This window comes from Variovorax sp. LjRoot130 (assembly GCF_964253755.1).
In the GTDB taxonomy this organism is placed as follows: Bacteria; Pseudomonadota; Gammaproteobacteria; order Burkholderiales; family Burkholderiaceae_C; genus Variovorax.
This window is the reverse complement of sequence record NZ_CAXURM020000002.1, coordinates 929,742-947,889: the sequence shown is the minus strand read 5'-3', so window position 1 is coordinate 947,889 and position 18,148 is coordinate 929,742. Positions and strand designations below refer to the sequence as shown.

General features: G+C 61.9%; 17 protein-coding genes, 1 pseudogene and 2 riboswitches. Of the genes and pseudogenes, 11 read left to right on the top strand and 7 right to left on the bottom strand.

The features are described 5' to 3' along the window. The first annotated feature begins 77 nt into the window (after positions 1–77). Together ACSQ86_RS34345 and ACSQ86_RS34340 are read left to right on the top strand one after the other, a co-directional pair. Entirely contained in the window at positions 78–419 is a 342-nt protein-coding gene (locus ACSQ86_RS34345) for a RidA family protein (protein ID WP_436310674.1), read from the top strand. A 210-nt stretch (positions 420–629) separates the two neighbouring features. Beyond that, positions 630–827 (top strand): annotated as a pseudogene (locus ACSQ86_RS34340) (transposase); the annotation flags it as partial. Here ACSQ86_RS34340 and ACSQ86_RS34335 read toward each other — a convergent pair. Further along, positions 804–2,012, bottom strand: coding sequence for a GlxA family transcriptional regulator (locus ACSQ86_RS34335; RefSeq protein ID WP_436310895.1), 1,209 nt, complete (start codon positions 2,010–2,012; stop codon positions 804–806). The pseudogene ACSQ86_RS34340 and the gene ACSQ86_RS34335 overlap by 24 nt on opposite strands. 456 nt (positions 2,013–2,468) lie before the next feature. Next, positions 2,469–2,559, top strand: a riboswitch (glycine riboswitch). Between the two features lie 15 nt (positions 2,560–2,574). Then, a riboswitch (glycine riboswitch) is annotated at positions 2,575–2,680 on the top strand. 246 nt (positions 2,681–2,926) lie between these two features. Between ACSQ86_RS34335 and ACSQ86_RS34330 the strand changes: the two genes are divergently transcribed. Together ACSQ86_RS34330 and ACSQ86_RS34325 are read left to right on the top strand one after the other, a co-directional pair. Continuing rightward, positions 2,927–3,397 (top strand): RidA family protein, encoded by a 471-nt coding sequence (locus ACSQ86_RS34330; RefSeq protein ID WP_436306770.1) that lies wholly within the window; start codon positions 2,927–2,929, stop codon positions 3,395–3,397. Between the two features lie 1,073 nt (positions 3,398–4,470). Further along, positions 4,471–4,869, top strand: a complete 399-nt coding sequence (locus ACSQ86_RS34325) for an SRPBCC family protein (RefSeq protein WP_436310673.1) — start codon at positions 4,471–4,473, stop codon at positions 4,867–4,869. A 50-nt stretch (positions 4,870–4,919) separates the two neighbouring features. On the opposite strand, the gene ACSQ86_RS34320 is transcribed toward ACSQ86_RS34325, so the two are convergent. Together ACSQ86_RS34320 and ACSQ86_RS34315 are read right to left on the bottom strand one after the other, a co-directional pair. Continuing rightward, positions 4,920–5,417 carry a RidA family protein gene (locus tag ACSQ86_RS34320; protein ID WP_436310672.1) on the bottom strand — a complete coding sequence of 166 codons (498 nt, stop codon included), beginning with the start codon at positions 5,415–5,417 and terminating at the stop codon, positions 4,920–4,922. Continuing rightward, positions 5,414–6,733 carry an aminotransferase class V-fold PLP-dependent enzyme gene (locus tag ACSQ86_RS34315; RefSeq protein ID WP_436310671.1) on the bottom strand — a complete coding sequence of 440 codons (1,320 nt, stop codon included), beginning with the start codon at positions 6,731–6,733 and terminating at the stop codon, positions 5,414–5,416. Before ACSQ86_RS34315 ends, ACSQ86_RS34320 begins: the two co-directional genes overlap by 4 nt. Positions 6,734–7,049: 316 nt before the next feature. Here ACSQ86_RS34315 and ACSQ86_RS34310 point away from each other — a divergent pair, with 316 nt between their 5' ends. Continuing rightward, the gene (locus ACSQ86_RS34310) at positions 7,050–7,715 is read left to right on the top strand and encodes a helix-turn-helix transcriptional regulator (RefSeq protein WP_436310670.1); all 666 of its coding nucleotides are present in this window, start codon (positions 7,050–7,052) and stop codon (positions 7,713–7,715) included. A gap of 34 nt (positions 7,716–7,749) precedes the next feature. On the opposite strand, the gene ACSQ86_RS34305 is transcribed toward ACSQ86_RS34310, so the two are convergent. From ACSQ86_RS34305 to ACSQ86_RS34295, 3 genes are all read right to left on the bottom strand, one after another. Continuing rightward, entirely contained in the window at positions 7,750–9,402 is a 1,653-nt protein-coding gene (locus tag ACSQ86_RS34305; protein ID WP_436310669.1) for a UGSC family (seleno)protein, read from the bottom strand. A 25-nt stretch (positions 9,403–9,427) separates the two neighbouring features. Then, positions 9,428–10,264: a Bug family tripartite tricarboxylate transporter substrate binding protein gene (locus ACSQ86_RS34300; RefSeq protein WP_436310894.1), complete on the bottom strand. Its 837-nt coding sequence runs from the start codon at positions 10,262–10,264 to the stop codon at positions 9,428–9,430. 183 nt (positions 10,265–10,447) lie between these two features. Continuing rightward, positions 10,448–11,365, bottom strand: a complete 918-nt coding sequence (locus tag ACSQ86_RS34295) for an NAD(P)/FAD-dependent oxidoreductase (protein ID WP_436310668.1) — start codon at positions 11,363–11,365, stop codon at positions 10,448–10,450. Between the two features lie 83 nt (positions 11,366–11,448). Here ACSQ86_RS34295 and ACSQ86_RS34290 point away from each other — a divergent pair, with 83 nt between their 5' ends. Then, positions 11,449–11,940: a MarR family winged helix-turn-helix transcriptional regulator gene (locus ACSQ86_RS34290; RefSeq protein WP_436306777.1), complete on the top strand. Its 492-nt coding sequence runs from the start codon at positions 11,449–11,451 to the stop codon at positions 11,938–11,940. Positions 11,941–12,109: 169 nt separating this feature from the next. Beyond that, positions 12,110–12,259 carry a hypothetical protein gene (locus tag ACSQ86_RS34285; protein ID WP_436310667.1) on the top strand — a complete coding sequence of 50 codons (150 nt, stop codon included), beginning with the start codon at positions 12,110–12,112 and terminating at the stop codon, positions 12,257–12,259. A gap of 110 nt (positions 12,260–12,369) precedes the next feature. On the opposite strand, the gene ACSQ86_RS34280 is transcribed toward ACSQ86_RS34285, so the two are convergent. Further along, complete coding sequence (locus ACSQ86_RS34280) at positions 12,370–13,272, bottom strand: LysR family transcriptional regulator (protein ID WP_436310666.1); 903 nt, start codon at positions 13,270–13,272, stop codon at positions 12,370–12,372. A gap of 134 nt (positions 13,273–13,406) precedes the next feature. Here ACSQ86_RS34280 and ACSQ86_RS34275 point away from each other — a divergent pair, with 134 nt between their 5' ends. Genes ACSQ86_RS34275 through ACSQ86_RS34260 form a run of 4 tightly spaced genes read left to right on the top strand, consistent with a single transcriptional unit; the run spans position 13,407 to position 18,141 of the window. Beyond that, positions 13,407–14,603, top strand: coding sequence for a mandelate racemase/muconate lactonizing enzyme family protein (locus ACSQ86_RS34275; RefSeq protein WP_436310665.1), 1,197 nt, complete (start codon positions 13,407–13,409; stop codon positions 14,601–14,603). A 49-nt stretch (positions 14,604–14,652) separates the two neighbouring features. Beyond that, positions 14,653–15,645: a tripartite tricarboxylate transporter substrate binding protein gene (locus tag ACSQ86_RS34270; RefSeq protein WP_436310664.1), complete on the top strand. Its 993-nt coding sequence runs from the start codon at positions 14,653–14,655 to the stop codon at positions 15,643–15,645. Positions 15,646–15,667: 22 nt separating this feature from the next. Continuing rightward, positions 15,668–17,122 (top strand): aldehyde dehydrogenase family protein, encoded by a 1,455-nt coding sequence (locus ACSQ86_RS34265; protein ID WP_436310663.1) that lies wholly within the window; start codon positions 15,668–15,670, stop codon positions 17,120–17,122. Positions 17,123–17,163: 41 nt separating this feature from the next. Beyond that, positions 17,164–18,141: a Bug family tripartite tricarboxylate transporter substrate binding protein gene (locus ACSQ86_RS34260; protein ID WP_436310662.1), complete on the top strand. Its 978-nt coding sequence runs from the start codon at positions 17,164–17,166 to the stop codon at positions 18,139–18,141. Positions 18,142–18,148 lie beyond the last annotated feature (7 nt).

The following is an 18,148-nucleotide window of genomic DNA, read 5'->3' as shown; positions in this document are numbered from 1 at the left end:
TTGCGGCTAAAGATTTTCCCGGCCCCGCTTTTCGCGCGGGGCCTTTTCCCACAGCTCAATTTTTCCAGGAGAACTCCATGAGCATTCAGCGCATCGAACCGGGCGCCCGCATGAGCAACGCCGTCGTCCACGGTAACATCGTCTATCTCGCCGGCCGGGTCGGCGAAGGCGAGAGCGTCACTGACCAGTGCAAGAGCGCACTTGCCGACGTTGACCGCCTGCTCGCTGCCGCCGGCAGTGACAAGTCGAAGATCCTGCAGACGATCATCTATCTCTCGGATATCGCCACTTTCGGCGAAATGAACGCCGTCTGGGAAGCCTGGATCGATCCAGTCAACCCGCCGGCCCGCGCCACCAGCGAAGCCAAGCTCACCACACCGAAATTCAAGGTGGAGTTCATCATCACGGCGGCGATCTGATCGCTCCGATATAGGGAACCGGAAAGCCGGCCTATCGCTCTGATAGGCCGGCAATCGGGATTCGAGGAGTATCCTTTAAGGGTACGGGAGAGATCGGTCACCTGCCCCCTCCCAACCGTACCAGCGTAGTGGCAGGGAAGTCCGTCAACTTGGAATGACGGATTGATGAAGCGAGCCAGGCTTACCGGATGTGCAGATCATTGAAGTTTCGAGCAGGCGGCGGGTGCGAAGCCCGTCGATCTCGGCCGCGAGCACGGCGACTCGGAAATGACGCTGTATAGCTGGAAGGACCGTCACGGCGGCATGGACGCTTCCGAAGCGAAGCGCCTGAAGCAGCTCGAGGACGAGAACGCCAAACTCAACAAGCTGCTTGCCGAGGAGTTGTTAGAGGTGGCTCGGTTGTTTGAACAGTTTTCGGGCTGTCGCTAAGTGCATTTCTGGCTCGGTCAAGCCGCCATCGTGATTGATCCTGCTTGAAGAACCAACTACTGAGTGAGCCAGATTTGTGTAAACTGACTTCCTCGATCGCGATAAGTCTAAATCCTGATCACTCTTTACAATGCTTTCGTAGAGAGAAGCCCATTGCGGCGATATAACGTCATCCACGCTTACCTTTGATTGTCGTGCTTGTGATGGGGTCGTTGCAAATTGAGCCCGGAAACATCGATTGAAGTGAGAGCTATCGGAGAAACCGGTGATTGTCGCGATTTCCGTTATTGACTTGGGGCTATTTAAAAGAAGCCAATATCCATAAGCAAGTCGAAACTGACGGCAATATTGCTGGACCGGCTGCTTCATTTCCTGCTGGAAAAGCCGTTCTATCTGCCGCTTAGAAACCCCCAAGGTTGACGCAAGAGATTCAACCTTCAATGGCTGCTGTCCAAGATTTCTTTCGATGATCTTGAGCGCCCGAAGTACTCTCGCATCGAGTGGATTTTCTCTTGTTCCAGAATTCTGCTCAGTTTCGGTGGGGGAGGCCGAAAGCTCTTGCGGCGCGGGAATCTCGGCGCCGATAGCGGAATAATGACGTTCTAAAAGCCATGATCCGAGTTCCAGTGCCGCTAGCCCTCCCGCACAGCTAACTCGCCTGCCGCTCACGACCAAGTTAAGGCCTGAGATTTGCTGCACCTCCGCGAAACGGGTATCTCGGTCGGCGCCGCGATACCAATCTGTTGCGCAGGGCAATCTATCGAAAAATCCGGCTTCGATTAGCACAAATAGTCCGGAACCTATTCCCGCAAGAGTTGCGCCCTTCATATCGGCGCTTGTGAGTGCTTCCAGAATCGATCTGCGGTCCTCGACAGGAGCAGCTGTCTTCCCGCCTATCACGAAAACGTAGTTGCAATCGCGAGCAGCGTGCAGGGGCGCTGTCGGAGGTACTTGGACCCCGCAGGTCGTTTGCGCTGGCTTTTGTCCTAGAACGACATATTCAAAGTCGACTCCGACCGCGGCTGCCGGGTCGGTGCAATGCTTCAAGATATAAACCAGGGCAGAGTACGAAAACATCGTGAAGCCTGGAAGGAGGATGAAGCCGACCTTCACTCGCCGCCGCGCCAGCTTGGCGGATTCGGCCTTCACACCAGAAACCGGCATCATCGTGGACTCTCCTGCCATAAGGTCGGCAATCGTAGCAGTTGCAGTATGTCCGCGCGCAATCGGATGCTCATGGCACTTGTCGCATAGAAGGTAAGCGGATGGCCGTCCGATCCTTGACGACTGCGACCGGCGGCACGCGGCAATTGGCCGCTCACGGCGGTCTCGCCGGGAGGGCACTTCATCGATTGCCAGCGGTGCGGCAGGAGATTGTCGATGCGCTGGCCATGTGCGTGGGCAGGCGCTGCAGGACGTCTTTAGGTACGCGTGCGGATCGGGGCCGCAGAGCTTGCCGCCTGCACCAGGCTCATCACGACGGCCGCGCGATGGCCGGCCAGTTCTGATTTTTTCAACTCCCCTGCCTCACGTTCCAGGCTTGGCGCTCGAACAACGAGAGGCTGGTTGGCTCCCGACCCCTTGCGGCACTATCGACTTCCAGCAACGATCCGAATAGACTTCGATATAGCAGGAGAGCGGGCCGCGCGAAGCGGCTCCACCGAAGGCGCAAACTCCCATAAACGCTCAGGTCGGCTCACGCGATGAGCCTGTACTGCATCAACTGTCAAAGCCGTCTGGAGAGCCATCACGCCATGTGATGCACCGAAGGAGCAAACCTGCTGCGGGCGCAGCGGGTGAATCTCTCAGGTACCGAGGACAGGGGGAGCGGCAACTTGGACGCATGGTCCGGTTGCTTTCTTTTCGAGCTTCCGTTTCTCCGCGTTCAAGCGCTGCGACCTCATAGGTTCACGAAATGCGCGTGATCGTTCTCGGCGCCGGCATGCTCGGGATATTCGTACCACAGGCAGCGCGCTCGCGCCCGCCCTGAGCGAGCCGAATGCCGACGATCAGCTCTCCGCCCCACTCGACGACCCCTATTTCGGCAATTGACCACTTACTTCCAAGGACACCAGAGAATGACAACGCAAGGACCCGACGTACGCCTCACCCAACTCGGCATCGAATTGCCGAAGGCGGTCGCCCCCGTCGCCAACTATGTGCCGGCCCGAAAGAGCGGCTCGCTGATCTACATCGCGGGCCAGGTGCCGACCGCCGGCGGCAAGGACCAGTACGTGGGCAAGGTCGGCCAGGACGTCTCGATCGAGAACGCCCAGAAGGCGGCGCGACTGTGCGCGATCAACATCCTTGCCCAGCTGCGCACGGCCCTGGGCGGCAGCCTCGATGGCGTCGCGGGCTGCGTGCGCCTCGGCGGCTTCGTTAATTCCACCCCCGAGTTCGGCGACCATCCGAAGGTGATCAACGGCGCCTCCGACCTGATGGTCGAGGTGTTCGGCGAAGCGGGTCGGCATGCGCGCGCCGCAGTCGGCTGCAATTCGCTACCGCGCAACGTCGCTGTCCAGGTCGATGCCATCTTCGAGTTGGCCTGACGATGAACCACGCCGCGGCCTGGGCTGACGGCTGTGTACCGATAAATGCGCTGACCGGCTTCCTCGGCAGCGGCACCCACGCTGCTACGCCATTTGCTGGCCGATGCCGGCGTGGCGGACACGGTGGTCGTCATCAACGAGTTCGGTGAGGTCGGGCACGACCACCTGTTGGTGCGCGCGAGCTCGCTGAAGACGTCGTCCTGGTGAGCTTGGGCACTCTACGAGTTCGGCCGGGCTCTATTGGCTAGACTGCGTTTCAGCGCGGGCGCAATACACGACGCGACGCGGACCAACCGTGAAGACCGCCTTTTTAGATGAAGGACTCGGTAAATCTAGAACACTGCTAGGGAAATGCTTATATGGCGCCTCCCGGATTACAAGCAACTTGTGTGTAAAGGATCAGGAGGCAGAGCTGCAGTCTCATATTCGGCCTGTTGTGCAGGCGTGATGCCTGCTGGCCCTGATGGTATTCGCTGACGAGGCTCCCTGATCATCGAGATTGGTGCTCTTGATCCCTATCGGAGTGTCCCCATCCCGGTCCGACCTGTCTGGCGCATCACACGCGTGGTCGCTTGCTCTCCTTCGAAGCGGTAGTTTCTAGGTTCCTGCCAGTGCACTTGCTGCCACGCCGCAGGTCTCCACGCCTGTCCGCGTGCCAACACCACCATATCGTTCGCGCCAGCTTGTTGGCCACCGCCGACGACTACGCTGTATGGCCGGCGCTGGGCTTCAAATTTGACCCGCGTGTTCAGCCTACCCCGATGCTTTTTTAAGCGGTGCCACCGCAAGAACAAGGCGGTGCGCGAGATCGTGAGGGCCACAAGCCTGTCGCGCAAGACGGTGCACAAGTACTTGCGCACGCCGGTGGCGCAGCTCCGAAGTACCGGCGCAATTCGGCGTCCCAGAAGCTGCATCGTCAGGTCCACAGCCCGCCATAGCTTTTCGGCATCGTGCCCTCCGCGAATGCTATTTGCCGCGCGGATGACGCTGCCCTAACCTTTTGGTCATTCGAAACGGAGGTCCTACGTGACTGTTTGCATGATTGCAATATGACATGGCACTTGACATAGCTGGTGAGTACGTCGTCCCTGCCTCCCTGGCGACTGTGTATTCCGCTGAACGACCCCGCGATCCTGAAGCAGTGCATCCCCGGCTGCGAAGAGATCGAGGAGAGGTCCAACGGCGAGTTCGCCGCGATCATGCGCTTCGAGTTCGGACAGCTAAAGGCGCGATTCAGGGGCAAAGTCCACCTCTTCGATCGGGATCCGCCGAACGGCTATCGGCTGGTCGGCGAGGGCGAGGGAAGCGTTGCGGGTTTTGCCAAGAGCTCAGCCGTAGTGGCCCTGGCGGACACACCGGAAGGGACAAGGTTGACCTACCAACTGGGAGCGAATGTCGGCGGCAAGATCGCTCAGCTTGGCCAACGCTTGCTCATGTCAACGACCAAGAAGATGCAGGAAGGAGGAGGCTAGTCGATCTCGCCGCGAATGAGGTGCTCGAGGCGCCATGATGCTTCGGGAACTCAGCGCGCCGCGATGCACTCCACTTCGACACGAGCATTAAAGGCCAGTCCGCTCGATCCGAACGCGCTGCGTGCGGGAAATTTCCCCGCCGAGAAATATGTCTTGTAGACGTCATTGAAGGCGTTCCATTCATTCATGTCGGCCAACATCGCGGTGCACTTCACTATGTCGGCAAACGTGTATCCATGCACCTCCAGTGATGTCTTGATGTTCTCCATCACTTGTTTGGCCTCCGGCTGAATGCCGCCAGGTGGCAGCTTGAGGCTGCCGGGGATGTTCCCAATTTGGCCTGACAGGTAGAGTGTCGAGCCCACTTGCACTGCTTCGGAAAATGGAAGTGTTGTGGGAAGAACCTTTCCGGAGTTCAAGTGCTTCGGAGCCGCACAGCCGCTGATTAAAACGATCGCCAGGCCAGCGAGCGCTACGGGAAGTATCAAGCGGCCGGCAGCGCCAACGCCGCAAGACAGTGGATTTGCTTGAAAGTGCTTGGAACTCATGGGGTACCGATCGCTGCAAGAAACTTATCGATGTCGCTCATGTCGTTGAAGACGGACGGCGAGATGCGTGCGTGATTTGCGCGCAAGGTAATTTCGATCTTCGCGGGTGCAAGGCGAGGCGCCAGCTGGGATGCGTTGAGATAGGCGAATGTCACGATGGCGGAGTTGGAATCGGTCGGCGTCACCACTTGAAAGCCTCTGGCCCTCAGGCCGTTCTGCAAAGCGTCGGTCATAGGCTTTCGATAGGCTTGGATCTTGCCGGGGCCCACGCTCTGAATCCAGTCGATCGATGCCGCGCAGGCAGCCTCGACCGCACTTGCCGGGAAGGATCCCATGAAATACCCAGCGACCGAGTTGATCTGAACGCTCTCGTATGGGACGCTGCCCGGCGGATCAAGCGGATACACATGAAGAATTGGAGCCGCAAAGTTGCGAGTCTGGCGATAGCCATACCATGGGCGCTGGAGTTGGGGCAGAAGGCTCTTGCGCACGTACAGAAACGCGAAGCCGAAGTCGCCCATGAGCCACTTGTAGGTTCCGCATGCGGCGAAGTCCACACCTGCCGCCTTGACGTCAATCGGCATGTTGCCGGCGGACTGAATCAGGTCGACGTACACGAGCGCCCCACGCGAATGCGCCAGGTCGCATACGGCCTTGAGGTCATGGGTAAATCCGTTGTACAGCGACACATGCGAAATCGCAACGAGCTTGGTTCCGGGTGAGATTGCCGCATCCAGAGCGGAAAGTGAGATGCGGTAGTCCGCGTCCATTGGAACGGTGATGACGTTCACCCCCCGGAGCCGATACTGCTCGTACATGTAGAAAGACCCGACGAAGTGAAGCGCGTCGGTCACTACCCGCCCGCCAGACTCGGGCAAGCCGAGGGCCTTCGTGACGAGGTACTCACCCATCGATGTACTCGGAACGTACGTGACCTCATCCGCATCGGCATTGATCAGGGCCGCGAACTTTGCCGTGGCCGTTGCGCTTCCGCCCGCAAGCGTTGTTTTCGATTGCGCATAGGACGCCAGGGCATCCTTGGCATAGGTGTTCCATGGGTGATCAGCGGCTCCGTTGAGGAAGATGCGGTCAGCCACGCCAGGGAAAAGCGCCTTCGCCGGCAGCGTCGGCGTGGACGCGGGTGGCTCGGCCGCAGTTGCTGTGCCGATCGGCAGGATTCCACCCGAACCGCCACCTCCACCCCCGCAAGCGGCGAGTTGTCCGCCCAGGACGCCCGCTACCGACGCGCTGCCCACAGTCTTCAGCCAGCGACGCCGAGAAGTAGCAGGCGCTGTCGTGTTTTCCGAATCGCTCATAATTGAAACTCCATGTTGAGAAGTCAACAAATCGTTGAATCTTGGTGCGTAGACGACCTACAGCGGAGCGACTCGTCCAAGCCGAGCTTGCGTTGCGCAAGCCGCATGCCAGAATTCAACATTGCGTTTATTGTTCTACATTTTGTTGAAACGTCGACTAGGGATTCCACTCACTATGCCCCGTTCCCCAACCAACACAAAGACTCTGCCCCGGCCGACGGCTACCGCGAAGCCCCGCCGTATCAAGCGACAAACATCCAACAGCGCCGAAGACGCATCTGTTTCCGCAGCCCTCAAGGAAGAGCGTCGGCGAATCATGGAAGTTCTCAAGCCCGTGGTGCACATGATGGGTTCAATGCTGGGCCCGAACACCGAGCTGGTCCTCCACGACCTCACCAACCCCGACGCGTCGGTCATCGCGATTGCAAATGGCCATGTTTCGGGTCGCGATGTCGGCAGCCCCATCCTGACCGGACCGAAGGACGACCGTGCGTTCTCTGCTGCATTGACTTCCGCCACTCACGCAGCGCACAGCGGTCATTCGGTCGTCGACGCTTATCCAACCATCAGTCCGAAGGGCACGCCCCTGCGTTCTGCGACCGTCGTCTACAGGGACGCGGAAGGAATCCCCTTTGCTGCGCTGTGCATGAACGCCGACCTTACGGTGCTGAAGCTTGCCCATGCCTGGCTTGAGCAATCCATTCATGGCCGGCCACCCTCTGCCGCGGCGAATGAGGTGCAAAGCGATCCGCCCGACATGGACGCATTGATGGACGAGATCATTCAGTCGGCCGTACAGAAATTTGGCAAGCCCGTGCAGTTCATGTCAAAGGACGAGAAAGTGCACGCCGTCGAAGAAATGCTCAAACGGGGCCTCTTCATTGTCAAGGGCGCAGTGGGCCGGGCGGCAGCGGCGCTTCATATGTCACGCTTCACGATCTACAACTATCTGGATGAGATTCGAGAGCGAGATGCGAAATAGACCCCACCCTTCAGAGCACAGCACCCACATCTCGCTACTTCCACTTATCTATGCACACCGACGAGGGGTTGTAGAACTGCCACGCCTGTGACATTGGGTTGGTCCGGCCGCCGACTACAACGATTTTGATCGAATCCTTCGGGTAGACCTGAATCTCCAGGTCGTCCGGCGCAGTCAGGTAGGACTCTGGCCAGCGCTTCGTTTGGTACGAAGCGCCCTGTCCTTTGATACCTTGCTCCATGAACGCGGTGTAGAAGTAGTCGCTTCTAAAGTCTCGCGCTGTTCGGGTTGCGCGCCTCCATAAATACTCGGATACGTCATCCTTTGTATAGCCGGCGTTCGCGAGCTTGTCGGCCACGATGGGATCGAGAAGTAGCAACGCTCCACGCGGCATCTCAAACTGGGCCAGCCCCCGCGCCATCGAGTCCAGTCCCAACTTCACGTCCGACATGAAGCGAGCGAAGGGCGACAGGAAGTTCCAACCGCCGTACATAACGGTCACCACATCTTCATCGGCCGAATAGCCATGGGACTCATGCCACGACGGCCAAGGACTTTCCTTTACGTTTTCGCTGAAAGCCAAGCTGTACTTCGTGGGGTTTCCGATGCTGCTCAGATCGCTCACGCCCGTTTTGGAGCCCCCTAAGCAGATCAAGGCCAGGCGCAGGAAGCGGCCCATGCATGCATTGACGGCGTTGCCTGTTCCGGCACCCAAAGCATTGGCTCCGACGTTCATCCCAAGCTCTGCCGCGATCGGCCCGCCGACGAGAGTTGCCAACGAGAACGAGGTCGTCGATCGCACGCACGACGCAAATGCCGGAGCGCTGACCGCTTCAACGATCGAAAGAAGAACCGGCATTTGCTGTGGGCTGCAGTTGGCCATCGCGCCAACAACTGCCACTTTCTCCACGGTGACCCGATAGCCTTCGGGGTGGAACCGTTCGACCACAATCTCCTCCGGAGACTTGGATGTGCCCTTGAGCATGCGATTGACCGCGGCTTCGGTAGGCGGAATGATCGGCAGGCCGTCAGTCCAGTCACGACGCGTGAAGAACCGGTTAACCTCTTCCAAGGTGCCGCGAAACGCAATGCGTTCTTCCCGGTGCTCGGTCCGCGAGCCCGCTGCGATTTCCAAGGGCGAAAGCGGTCTCGTGAGGCCAGCCACTAATTCCGAAGCGATTTTCCTCATGACAGGCTCATCGATCATGTCGCATGGATGCGGCACATGCACCCGCCTCAACGCCGGCATGCCCTCCTTCGCACACGTAAGTTCAACGTCCGACCGGAACGGCTCGTCAACTACATACACGCAGGGGATGCCGCGTTTCTCCAGTTCCACGGACCAGTGTGTTCCCCACATCGAACAAGATCCGCAGGCGCCGCAACCGTAGATCACCGCATCGGCTTCGGACTCAACACGCGCCCAGAGCTCGGGCTCGTCTGACATATAGGTACTTTGGCGGCGGACGAACACGCCAGTCACACCAGGAGCCACCGCAGGGAGATACTCGGCCATCCATTTCATGAACGAATCGGCTCCTCCGATGACCTGACTGATGCAGAAGACGACTTTGCCGTTCAAGTCGCTCAACCTTGTTTGCGGCGCGGCGACGGTACGGTGATTGGGCTCTCCTGCAGGACTGAGAACTTCGTAGTTCATTGAACGATCAACAACGACTTGCTCCATACGGATCCTTTGGTGATGCTGGGTCTCATTCGATGCGGATTCCCGCATCCTTGATGACCTTGCCCCAGACGGCGTAGTCCTGTTGAATGACCGCCGCGAATTCCTTGGGACTGGTGCCCGTGATTTCCACCCCGAGCGGCACGAACTGCCTTTGAACTTCCGGCGACCTGACAGCAGCCACCAGCGCCTTATTGAGCGCAGCGACGGTCGACCGATCCATGCCGGCAGGCCCGAAGACGCCAAACCAACCTGAGATATTGAGCGCGCCGAGGCCGAGCTCGACGCAATGAGGTACCTCAGGCAGCGCTTCAATTCGCGTCGATCCCGTAATCGCCAGCGCTTTCACGCGCCCTGCCTTGACGTGTGGAATCGCCGAAGACACCGAATCGAAATAGACCTGAACGATGCCGCCTTGAAGATCGCGCTGACCTTCTGAGGCGCCCTTGTACGGAATGTGATTCAGCCGAGCGCCGTATAACCGGTTCAGCATCTCGATGTAGAGATGCCCGCTCGTTCCGATGCCAGCGGATGCCGCTGAAATCTGCCCTTCCGACTTGGAAAGTTCGACAAGTTCCCTCAGATCCTTCGCCTTGAGCGACGGCTGAGCGCATACGACTACACCACTACGAAAGAGCTGCGTGATCGGCGTGAAGTCCTTGAGCGGGTCGTAGGGCAACTTTGCCAGTAGGTGCGGAACCTGAGTGTGCGTGCTGCTGATCGTCAAGAGCAGCGTGTGGCCGTCTGGTGGGGCCTTGGCCACGATGCCGGCTCCAAGGACGGTCGCCCCCCCGGGCTTGCTCTCGACCACAACAGGCGCCCCGCCTAGATGTGAGGTCAGCGTTGGACTCAGGGCCCGCGCCATAAGGTCCGCCGGCCCACCGGGGGCCGCAGGCACTATGATTCGAAGCGGACGGCCCGCAATTGGAAAATCAGAAGCCCAACCGCGTGTAGCGACAAGCGCCGCACCGGCACCCAGCAGTGTTCGACGGGTAAGTTTCAAGCTTGTCTCCTCAGGCGTTATCGACGTTCTCGGCTCTTGAGCAATCTATGCGTCGGTCAAATGGGACGCTCGAATCGCATTGGCGACTGTTCTGGCATCGGCTTCCGCGTTCGAAACCGTGAATCGAGCCCCGCATCGCGCGTCGCCTATCGCGAACACGTTCGGCACATCTGTCTGCATGCGTTCGTCTACCTCGATGTAGCCGCGCGCATCAAGGCCAACCGTATTGATCAGGAAATCCGTCGCTGGAGTGCGGCCGACCTGAACCACCAGTCCCTGGGCTGCCAATGACCTCGCCGAGCCAGATGAATCCCGCAGCTGTATGAGTTCGAGGCCGCTCGACCCCGATGCGCCGGTAAGCAGGGTGTCCCTGAGCACGCGAATGTTGGGCGAGGACTTCAATAGCGCTTCCAGATCCGCGCCACAGTTCAGTTGCGCTCCCTGCTCAACCAAAGTGACGGCGGCGGCGAAACGCGCCAGATGCAATGCGTCCACAACTGCACCTTGCCCTCCGCCACAAACGACCACCGACTGACCCCTGTAGAAGACCGCCTCGCAGGCTGCGCAGTCGATCAGGCCTCTTCCCTTGAATTGGTCCAGCGACATGGCTTCGATCTGTCGCCTCTTTCGCCCCGGAGCGAGCACCATGAAGGTGGCGGTGAGCGCGCGACCATTGGTGAGAACCGCAGCATGGGAGCTCGAATAGCTTTCGAGTTCCTGAACCCTCCCCTCGATGAATCGAACCCCTGCAGCCTGGGCATCATCGATCAAGCGCGCAGCGAACTCAGAACCCTGCACCCTGTGTCCATCGCGTGGGAAGTCATTCAGCCACTCCAAGTTTGGAAGATCGCCGACAAGCGACCCCTCAGACACCAAGGCTACCCGCAGGCTCTCGCCGGCCAGCATCTGGGCTGCAGTCAGCCCGGAGGCACCGCCTCCGATGATCACCACATCGTGTTCCAAGAATCGTCTCCTTATCTGCGTGATATCTGCACTTTGCAGCTATTATGCCGATAAGTCAAGTTTTGAGGCCTACAATGACGGGCATGGCGACAACCCCTCTTGACAGGCGAATCAACTACAGGCTGAACCGGATCTCTGATCGTTGGAGCGCGCTGGTCGTTTCCATGGCGCGCTCGAAATATCGGCTGAACCCGGCAGCGATGAAAGTGCTATCTGTCATCGCTTGTTACCAGCCTCTTTCCCCGGGGGAGTTAATCGAACGCACGTCCTCGGACTCACCAAAGGTTGCACGAAACATCGGCTATCTGACAGAGCAAGGACTGATCGAGCGCATTCCCGACCAGATGGACGGGCGCCGTGCCCTGGTGCGTGTCACTGCGAAGGGGGCGAAAGTCAATGCTGATATCGAGAAACTGTCCAACCTTGTCGAGAAGAGAATCACTGCAGCTCTGACCGAATCAGAGTTGAAGACCTTCTACCGAATCCTGGACACCATCGAAGTCGCCGTCCATCAGCAGCTCGGGAACTCCAGTTGGATGTCCCTTGTGAACGGTGTCGAAACCGGCGACGAGTAGCTCTCAGATGAAAGCAAGGACGACTCGGTCTGGCGACAGCTCGTAAGGCCACCCTCCACGCCGGAGCAGGCAGCGGGGGGACAGGATCGTCGGTACGCGCGGTGATCCCGTCTTGAGTTGCGGGCTTGTGTCCATGACGATGGTGTCCAAAACGATTTAGGTGAACACCATGGAAGACTCCAAGCGCGTGAGCCGGCGGCGCCACGCGCGGCCGATTTGGGGGCAAGTGCTGGCCGCGTGCGCGAAACCTGGAGCGTCGGTGGCTCAGGTGGCGCTGGGCTCGACCGATCTTGCGCGCATGGTCGAAGCTGTAAAGTAAGCGTCGGCTCGACACCCCCTTGACTGCCTTCTGATCGAGGGTCGCTCATCAGGGGCGTCAAGTTTGAATCAGCATCAATCGCGACGAGCCTGCAACGCGGCAGAGCGCAGTTAGTCGCACTGGTGTCCCAACCCTCGGACGTGCTTGACGAGGACTGCAACGAAGGCCGATGCCGCTGGACCCAACGGGCGCCTTGGATGCGTCACACAGACGATCTGGCGCGCGAGCCGCGGAGCAGTCAACGCATGGCCACGCAATGACGCATGCTCAAGTGGCTTCCGAACGGCCACGCGCGGGAGCACCGTGCAGAAATCGCTCTGGTGCACCAGGTTGAGGATGGCGCTGATCGAGTCGATCTCGACGCTCGGGGCCAACACCACATCTTCGGCTTGACCAATGCTTTCGATGATGCCGCGCAGGCCATGCTGACGAGTGGGCAACACGAGTTTGAGATGCGCCAGTTCACTGAAGACGACCGTGTCGGGCAAGGCCGCGTGCAGCGGCCCGGTGACGAGCAGCAGATCTTCTTCGGCGATCAGCTCGGAGTTGAGCGCCAGCGATCGCCGCGGCTTGTTGATGATCGCCGCGTCGAGTTGACCGACCGACACCGCATCGGTCAATGTGCCGCTGAAGCCGTCGGTCAGTGAAAGCTCCACTTTGGGATGCAGTGCCGAGAACTCGAGCAGGGCATCGACCAGCACACCCTGCGCGATGGTCGCGATCATGCCCACGCGCACTTGGCCGCTCAACTCAGCGCTGGTCTGCATGACCTGCTCGCGCGCCCGTGAAAAATCCCCCAGCACGGGCAGGAACAGGCGGTACATGCGCCGCCCGTCACCGGTCGGCTGCATGCCCTGCGGCGTTCGCACGAACAGCTGCTGCCCGATCTCTTCCTCGAGCTTGGCGATCTGCATGCTGAGCGCTGGTTGGACGATGTTGAGCCGCCGCGCCGCGCGCGTCACCGAGCCTTCTTCGTAGAGGCAGACGAAATACTGGATCTGACGAAATTCCATTGGACATCCCGTGAGGATGCATCAGTCTAAGTGATTGACCACATCATTTAATATTAATTGACCTGATGCAAGGCGATTTCTAGACTTTCTCCCAGACGGCCACCACTGCGCCGCTTGCCGGAGACAAGTCACATATGCCCTCATCGTCCGTGCCGAACGCGGCGGCTGCTGCAACGCCTGCCGCGAGCGGCTGCGCCATCGCCGACATCCAGGCCTGGGCCACGTCCTTTCCAGTTCCGACCGAGCACAGCGTGCGCCTGGGTGTAGGCCGCACGCTCAAGCGCGACGCGGTGATCGTCAAGGTGACGACCGAGGGTGGGCTGGTGGGATGGGGCGAGTCGCACCACGGCCGCGCGCATTCGAGCATCGCGCACTTCGTCACCCATGCGCTGCGGCCAATGGTCCTCGGCATGGACGCGACCGACGTCCACGGCGTGTGGCAGCGCATCTATTCGCGCCAGCTGGCGAGCCACGGCATCGGCGCCGGCTGCGCCATCGCCATGAGCGGCATCGACATGGCGTTGTGGGACATCCGAGCCAAGGCCGCAGGCTGGCCGCTCTACAAGCTGCTGGGCGGTGCATCGAAGCCGATCCCCGCCTATGCGGGCGGCGTGGCGCTGGGCTGGCAGGACCCGTCGGCACTGGTTGACGAAGCTTCGGCCCACGTGCAAGCCGGCTACAAGGCGGTGAAGCTGCGGCTGGGCGACACGGTCGAGCGCGACGTGGCGCGCGTCGCCGCGGTGCGCAAGGCCTTCGGCGAAGGCATCGAGATCCTGACGGACGTGAACGCCGCCTACACCCTGGCCGATGCCCGGCGCGCCATGCCGCAGCTGGACGCGCTGAACGTGGGCTGGCTCGAAGAACCCTTTCCCGCACACGACTACCGCAGCTACGAGCTGGCGCGCGCCTATGGCCGCGTGCCCTTCGCCGCCGGCGAGAACCACTACACGCGCTTCGAGTTCAACCGCCTGGTCGATGACCGCGTGGTGTCGATCCTGCAGCCCGACCTGTCGAAGACCGGCGGCATCAGCGAGACGATGCGCATCGCGGCGCTGGCCTCGGCGCACAAGCTGCCGATCCATCCGCACTCGTCGATGACGGGCATCAACATGGCCGCGACGCTGCACGTGCTCGCGGCCATCGAGGGCAACGGCTACTTCGAGGCCGACGTATCACGCGGCAACCTGTTTCGCGACGCGCTGGTCGCCACGCCCTTCGCGATCGGCGCCGACGGCTGCGTGCGTCCATCCGATGCGCCCGGCATCGGCGTCGAAGTCGACGAAGCCTTTCTCGACGCGCACCCCGCCATCGAAGGCCCGGCATACGTCTGACACATCCCGCATTCGCATCGCCCCACAACAACTTCCGGAGACAACACCCATGCAGACATTCCAGCGCCGCCGAGCGCTCCTGGCGGCCGCCGCCGGCACCGCTGTCGCGCTCGCCTTCGTCGCCGGTCCGGCACGGGCGCAGGAGAGCTACCCCTCCAAGCCGATCCGCATCGTCGTGCCCTACCCGACAGGCGGCTTCAACGACACGCTCGGCCGGCTGGTCGCGAACAAGCTGTCGGTCGCATGGAAGCAGCCCGTGATCGTCGACAACAAGCCGGGCGGCGGCACGGTGATCGGGACGCAGGCCGCGGCCACCGCACCGGCCGACGGCTACACGCTGCTGGTGGTGCAGTTCCCGTTCGCGGCCAACCCGTGGCTCTACAAGTCGCTGCCCTACGACAGCGCCAAGGCCTTCGCGCCGGTGGTGCTGGCAGGCCGCTCGCCGATGCTCATCGTGTCGCATGCCGCCGGCCCGTTGCGAACGCTGGGCGACGTGCTCGCCGCGGCCAAGGCGAAGCCGGGCGCGCTCAATTACGGCTCCTCCGGCGCCGGCTCTTCCAACCATCTCGCGATGGCATTGTTCGAGAGCGTCTCCGGCACGCGCATGACGCAGGTTCCCTACAAGGGCAGCACGCCGCTGCTGACCGATCTGGCCGGTGGGCAGGTCGACCTGGCCGTCGACCTCTTGCCGCACGCGCTCCCCTTCATCCAATCCGGCAAGGTGCGTCCGTTGGCCATCGCAAGCACCAAGCGATCGCCGCTGATGCCAGAGCTGCCCACGGCAGCCGAAGCGGGCCTGCCGGGCTACGAAGTGACCTCGTGGCATGGCTTCGTGGTGCCGGCCGGCACGCCGCAGCCGGTGATCGACAAGCTCAACCGCGAGCTGAACACGATCTTCGCGATGGAGGACGTCAAGAAGGTCTTCGCGCAGCAAGGCGTGGTGCCCGACGGCGGCACGCCGGCGGCGTTCAAGCGCTTCATCGACTCGCAGATGGCGCTGTGGAAGAAGGTAGTGCAGGACGGCCGCATCACCGCCGAATGACGCGCCCACCTCAGCCACATTTATGAACGACCTACAAGCCCTCAACCTCATCCACGGCGAGTGGCAGCCCGCGCAATCCGGCGCCTGGGGCACGCGCCGCAACCCGGCAGACGGCACCGAGCTCGGCCGCTACGCCGCCTCCGGCCGAGCGGATGCCGACGCCGCCATCGCTGCAGCGCGCCGCGCCTTCGACCAGCCGGGCTGGGCACAGAACCCGCGCCTGCGCCAGATGGTCATGCTGCGCTGGGCCGACCGGCTCGAAGCCCGGGCGGAAGAACTGGCACGCCTGCTCACGCTGGAGAACGGCAAAGTCATTGCGCAATCGCGCGGGGAAATCGGTGCGGCCGTTTCCGAGATCCGCTACTACGCGGGCCTCGCGCGCTATATGCCGGGCCATGTTTTCGAGGTGGAGCCCGGTGCCTTCTCCACGCTGCTGAAAGAGCCCGCCGGGGTGGCCGGCATCATCGTGCCGTGGAACGCGCCGGCCGTGCTGCTGATCCGCTCGCTCACGCCCGCGCTCGCCGCCGGCTGCACCACGGTCATCAAGCCGGCGCCGCAGACTGCGCTCGTCACGGCCGCGCTCGTTGCCGAGCTGCATGCCGTCGAAGCACTGCCCCCCGGTGTCGTCAACCTCGTGAGCGAGGACGGCCACGAGGTCGCCGCGCGCCTGGTCGAGTCGGCCGAAGTCGACGTCATCAGCTTCACCGGCTCCAACGCGACCGGCCAGCGCATCATGGCCGCGGCCGCGCCGACGATGAAGAAGCTGTCGCTCGAACTCGGGGGCAAGTCGGCCTGCCTGGTGTTCGATGATGCCGACGTCCAGGCCGTGGCGCCGGCGCTCGCGGCCGCCGCCACCATCATCAGCGGCCAGCAGTGCACCGCCGCACGCCGGGTGCTGGTGCATGCGAGGCACTACGACGCGATGAAGCTCGCGCTGACGGCCGCGCTGCAGTCGCTCAAGGTCGCTCCCGGCATGACCGAGGGCGCGCACATCGGCCCGATGATCGACGACGCCTCCGCCCGCAGCGTCGGCCAGCGCATCGACGAGGCCATGGCGGCGGCCGACGAGGTGCTGCTGCGCGGCGGCCGCGGCACCGGCGCGCTGGCGGGCGGCGCCTTCCTCACGCCCACGCTGGTCGCGCACCGCGACACAGGCGCCTTCTTCGTGCAGGAGGAGATCTTCGGCCCGCTGCTGGTGCTCGAGCGTTTCGAGGACGAGGCCGAGGCGGTGGCGCGCGCCAATCATTCGGAATTCGGCCTGTCCGCCAGCGTGTGGACGCGCGACGGCGCACGGGCCATGCGCGTGGCGCGTGCGCTTCGCAACGGCACCGTGTGGATCAACGACCACAACAAGCTCTTCGCCGAGGCGGAGACCGGCGGCTACCGCCGCAGCGGCCTGGGTCGCCTGCACGGCTACGACGCGCTGATCGACTTCCAGGAAATCAAGCACATCTACCAGCAGGTCGGCACGGCCTGAGCCGCAACACCACGCACCCGATCCACAGGAACGCAGACACCATGCACAAGAAGACCTTCCTCCATGGCCTCGCGGCCATCGCCATGGCGCTCGCGCTGCCCGCCGTCCAGGCCCAGCCAGGCAACTACCCGGACAAGCCGATCCGCATCATCGTGCCGTACACGCCGGGCGGCTTCAACGACACGATGGCGCGCGTCTTCGCGCGCAAGCTCCAGGACGGCCTGGGCCAGCCGGCAGTGGTCGAGAACAAGCCGGGCGCGGGCACCGTGCTCGGCACCGACGCCGGCGCCAAGGCTGCGCCCGATGGCTACACCCTGGTGGTGGTCGGCTTCCCGCTGGTGGTCAACCAGTACGTCTACACCAGGCTGCCCTACGACACCAAGAAGGACTTCGTGCCGGTCATCCTCGGCGGGCAGACGCCCAACCTGCTGCTGGTGCGCGCCGATTCGCCCGTCAAGTCGATGGCCGACCTGATCGCCAACGCCAAGGCCAACCCCGGCAAGCTGAACTATGCCTCGGCCGGCAACGGCACCTCGCTGCATCTCGCGATGGAGTACTTCAAGAGCGTGACGGGCACGGACATGAACCAGATTCCGTACAAGGGCAGCGCGCCGATGGTGACCGACCTGCTTGGAGGCCAGGTCGACGTCATGTTCGACAACCTGCCCAATGCCCTGCCCCACGTGAAGGCCGGCAAGATGCGCGCGCTGGCCGTGACGACCCCGAAGCGCCTGGCGGCGGTGCCCGATGTCCCCACGGTGGCCGAGCAGGGCTATCCCGGTTTCGAGGTCGCGGTGTGGTACGGCCTGGCTGCGCCCAGGGGCACGCCGAAGCCGGTCCTCGAAAAGCTCAACGCGGAACTGCAGAAGGCGCTGAAGTCGGACGACGTGAAGGCCATCTTCGCGGCGCAGGGCGTCGAGGTGCTGGGCGGCTCGGTGGGCGACTTCGAGAAGTTCTTCCAGGCGCAGGACGCGAAGTGGGCGCCGGTGGTCCAGAAGGCCGGCATCAAGGCGGAGTGAACCCTGT

Excerpts from the sequence above, each read along its gene's own strand:
- ACSQ86_RS34345 (WP_436310674.1), top strand. The coding sequence starts at position 78 with ATGAGCATTCAGCGCATCGAACCGGGCGCCCGCATGAGCAACGCCGTC.
- ACSQ86_RS34260 (WP_436310662.1), top strand. The coding sequence starts at position 17,164 with ATGCACAAGAAGACCTTCCTCCATGGCCTCGCGGCCATCGCCATGGCG.
- ACSQ86_RS34300 (WP_436310894.1), bottom strand. The coding sequence starts at position 10,264 with ATGGCGCGGGCCCTGAGTCCAACGCTGACCTCACATCTAGGCGGGGCG.
- ACSQ86_RS34275 (WP_436310665.1), top strand. The coding sequence starts at position 13,407 with ATGCCCTCATCGTCCGTGCCGAACGCGGCGGCTGCTGCAACGCCTGCC.
- ACSQ86_RS34315 (WP_436310671.1), bottom strand. The coding sequence starts at position 6,733 with ATGAGCGATTCGGAAAACACGACAGCGCCTGCTACTTCTCGGCGTCGC.
- ACSQ86_RS34285 (WP_436310667.1), top strand. The coding sequence starts at position 12,110 with ATGGAAGACTCCAAGCGCGTGAGCCGGCGGCGCCACGCGCGGCCGATT.
- ACSQ86_RS34320 (WP_436310672.1), bottom strand. The coding sequence starts at position 5,417 with ATGAGTTCCAAGCACTTTCAAGCAAATCCACTGTCTTGCGGCGTTGGC.
- ACSQ86_RS34305 (WP_436310669.1), bottom strand. The coding sequence starts at position 9,402 with ATGGAGCAAGTCGTTGTTGATCGTTCAATGAACTACGAAGTTCTCAGT.
- ACSQ86_RS34310 (WP_436310670.1), top strand. The coding sequence starts at position 7,050 with ATGGAAGTTCTCAAGCCCGTGGTGCACATGATGGGTTCAATGCTGGGC.
- ACSQ86_RS34290 (WP_436306777.1), top strand. The coding sequence starts at position 11,449 with ATGGCGACAACCCCTCTTGACAGGCGAATCAACTACAGGCTGAACCGG.
- ACSQ86_RS34280 (WP_436310666.1), bottom strand. The coding sequence starts at position 13,272 with ATGGAATTTCGTCAGATCCAGTATTTCGTCTGCCTCTACGAAGAAGGC.
- ACSQ86_RS34330 (WP_436306770.1), top strand. The coding sequence starts at position 2,927 with ATGACAACGCAAGGACCCGACGTACGCCTCACCCAACTCGGCATCGAA.
- ACSQ86_RS34270 (WP_436310664.1), top strand. The coding sequence starts at position 14,653 with ATGCAGACATTCCAGCGCCGCCGAGCGCTCCTGGCGGCCGCCGCCGGC.
- ACSQ86_RS34335 (WP_436310895.1), bottom strand. The coding sequence starts at position 2,012 with ATGCCGGTTTCTGGTGTGAAGGCCGAATCCGCCAAGCTGGCGCGGCGG.
- ACSQ86_RS34265 (WP_436310663.1), top strand. The coding sequence starts at position 15,668 with ATGAACGACCTACAAGCCCTCAACCTCATCCACGGCGAGTGGCAGCCC.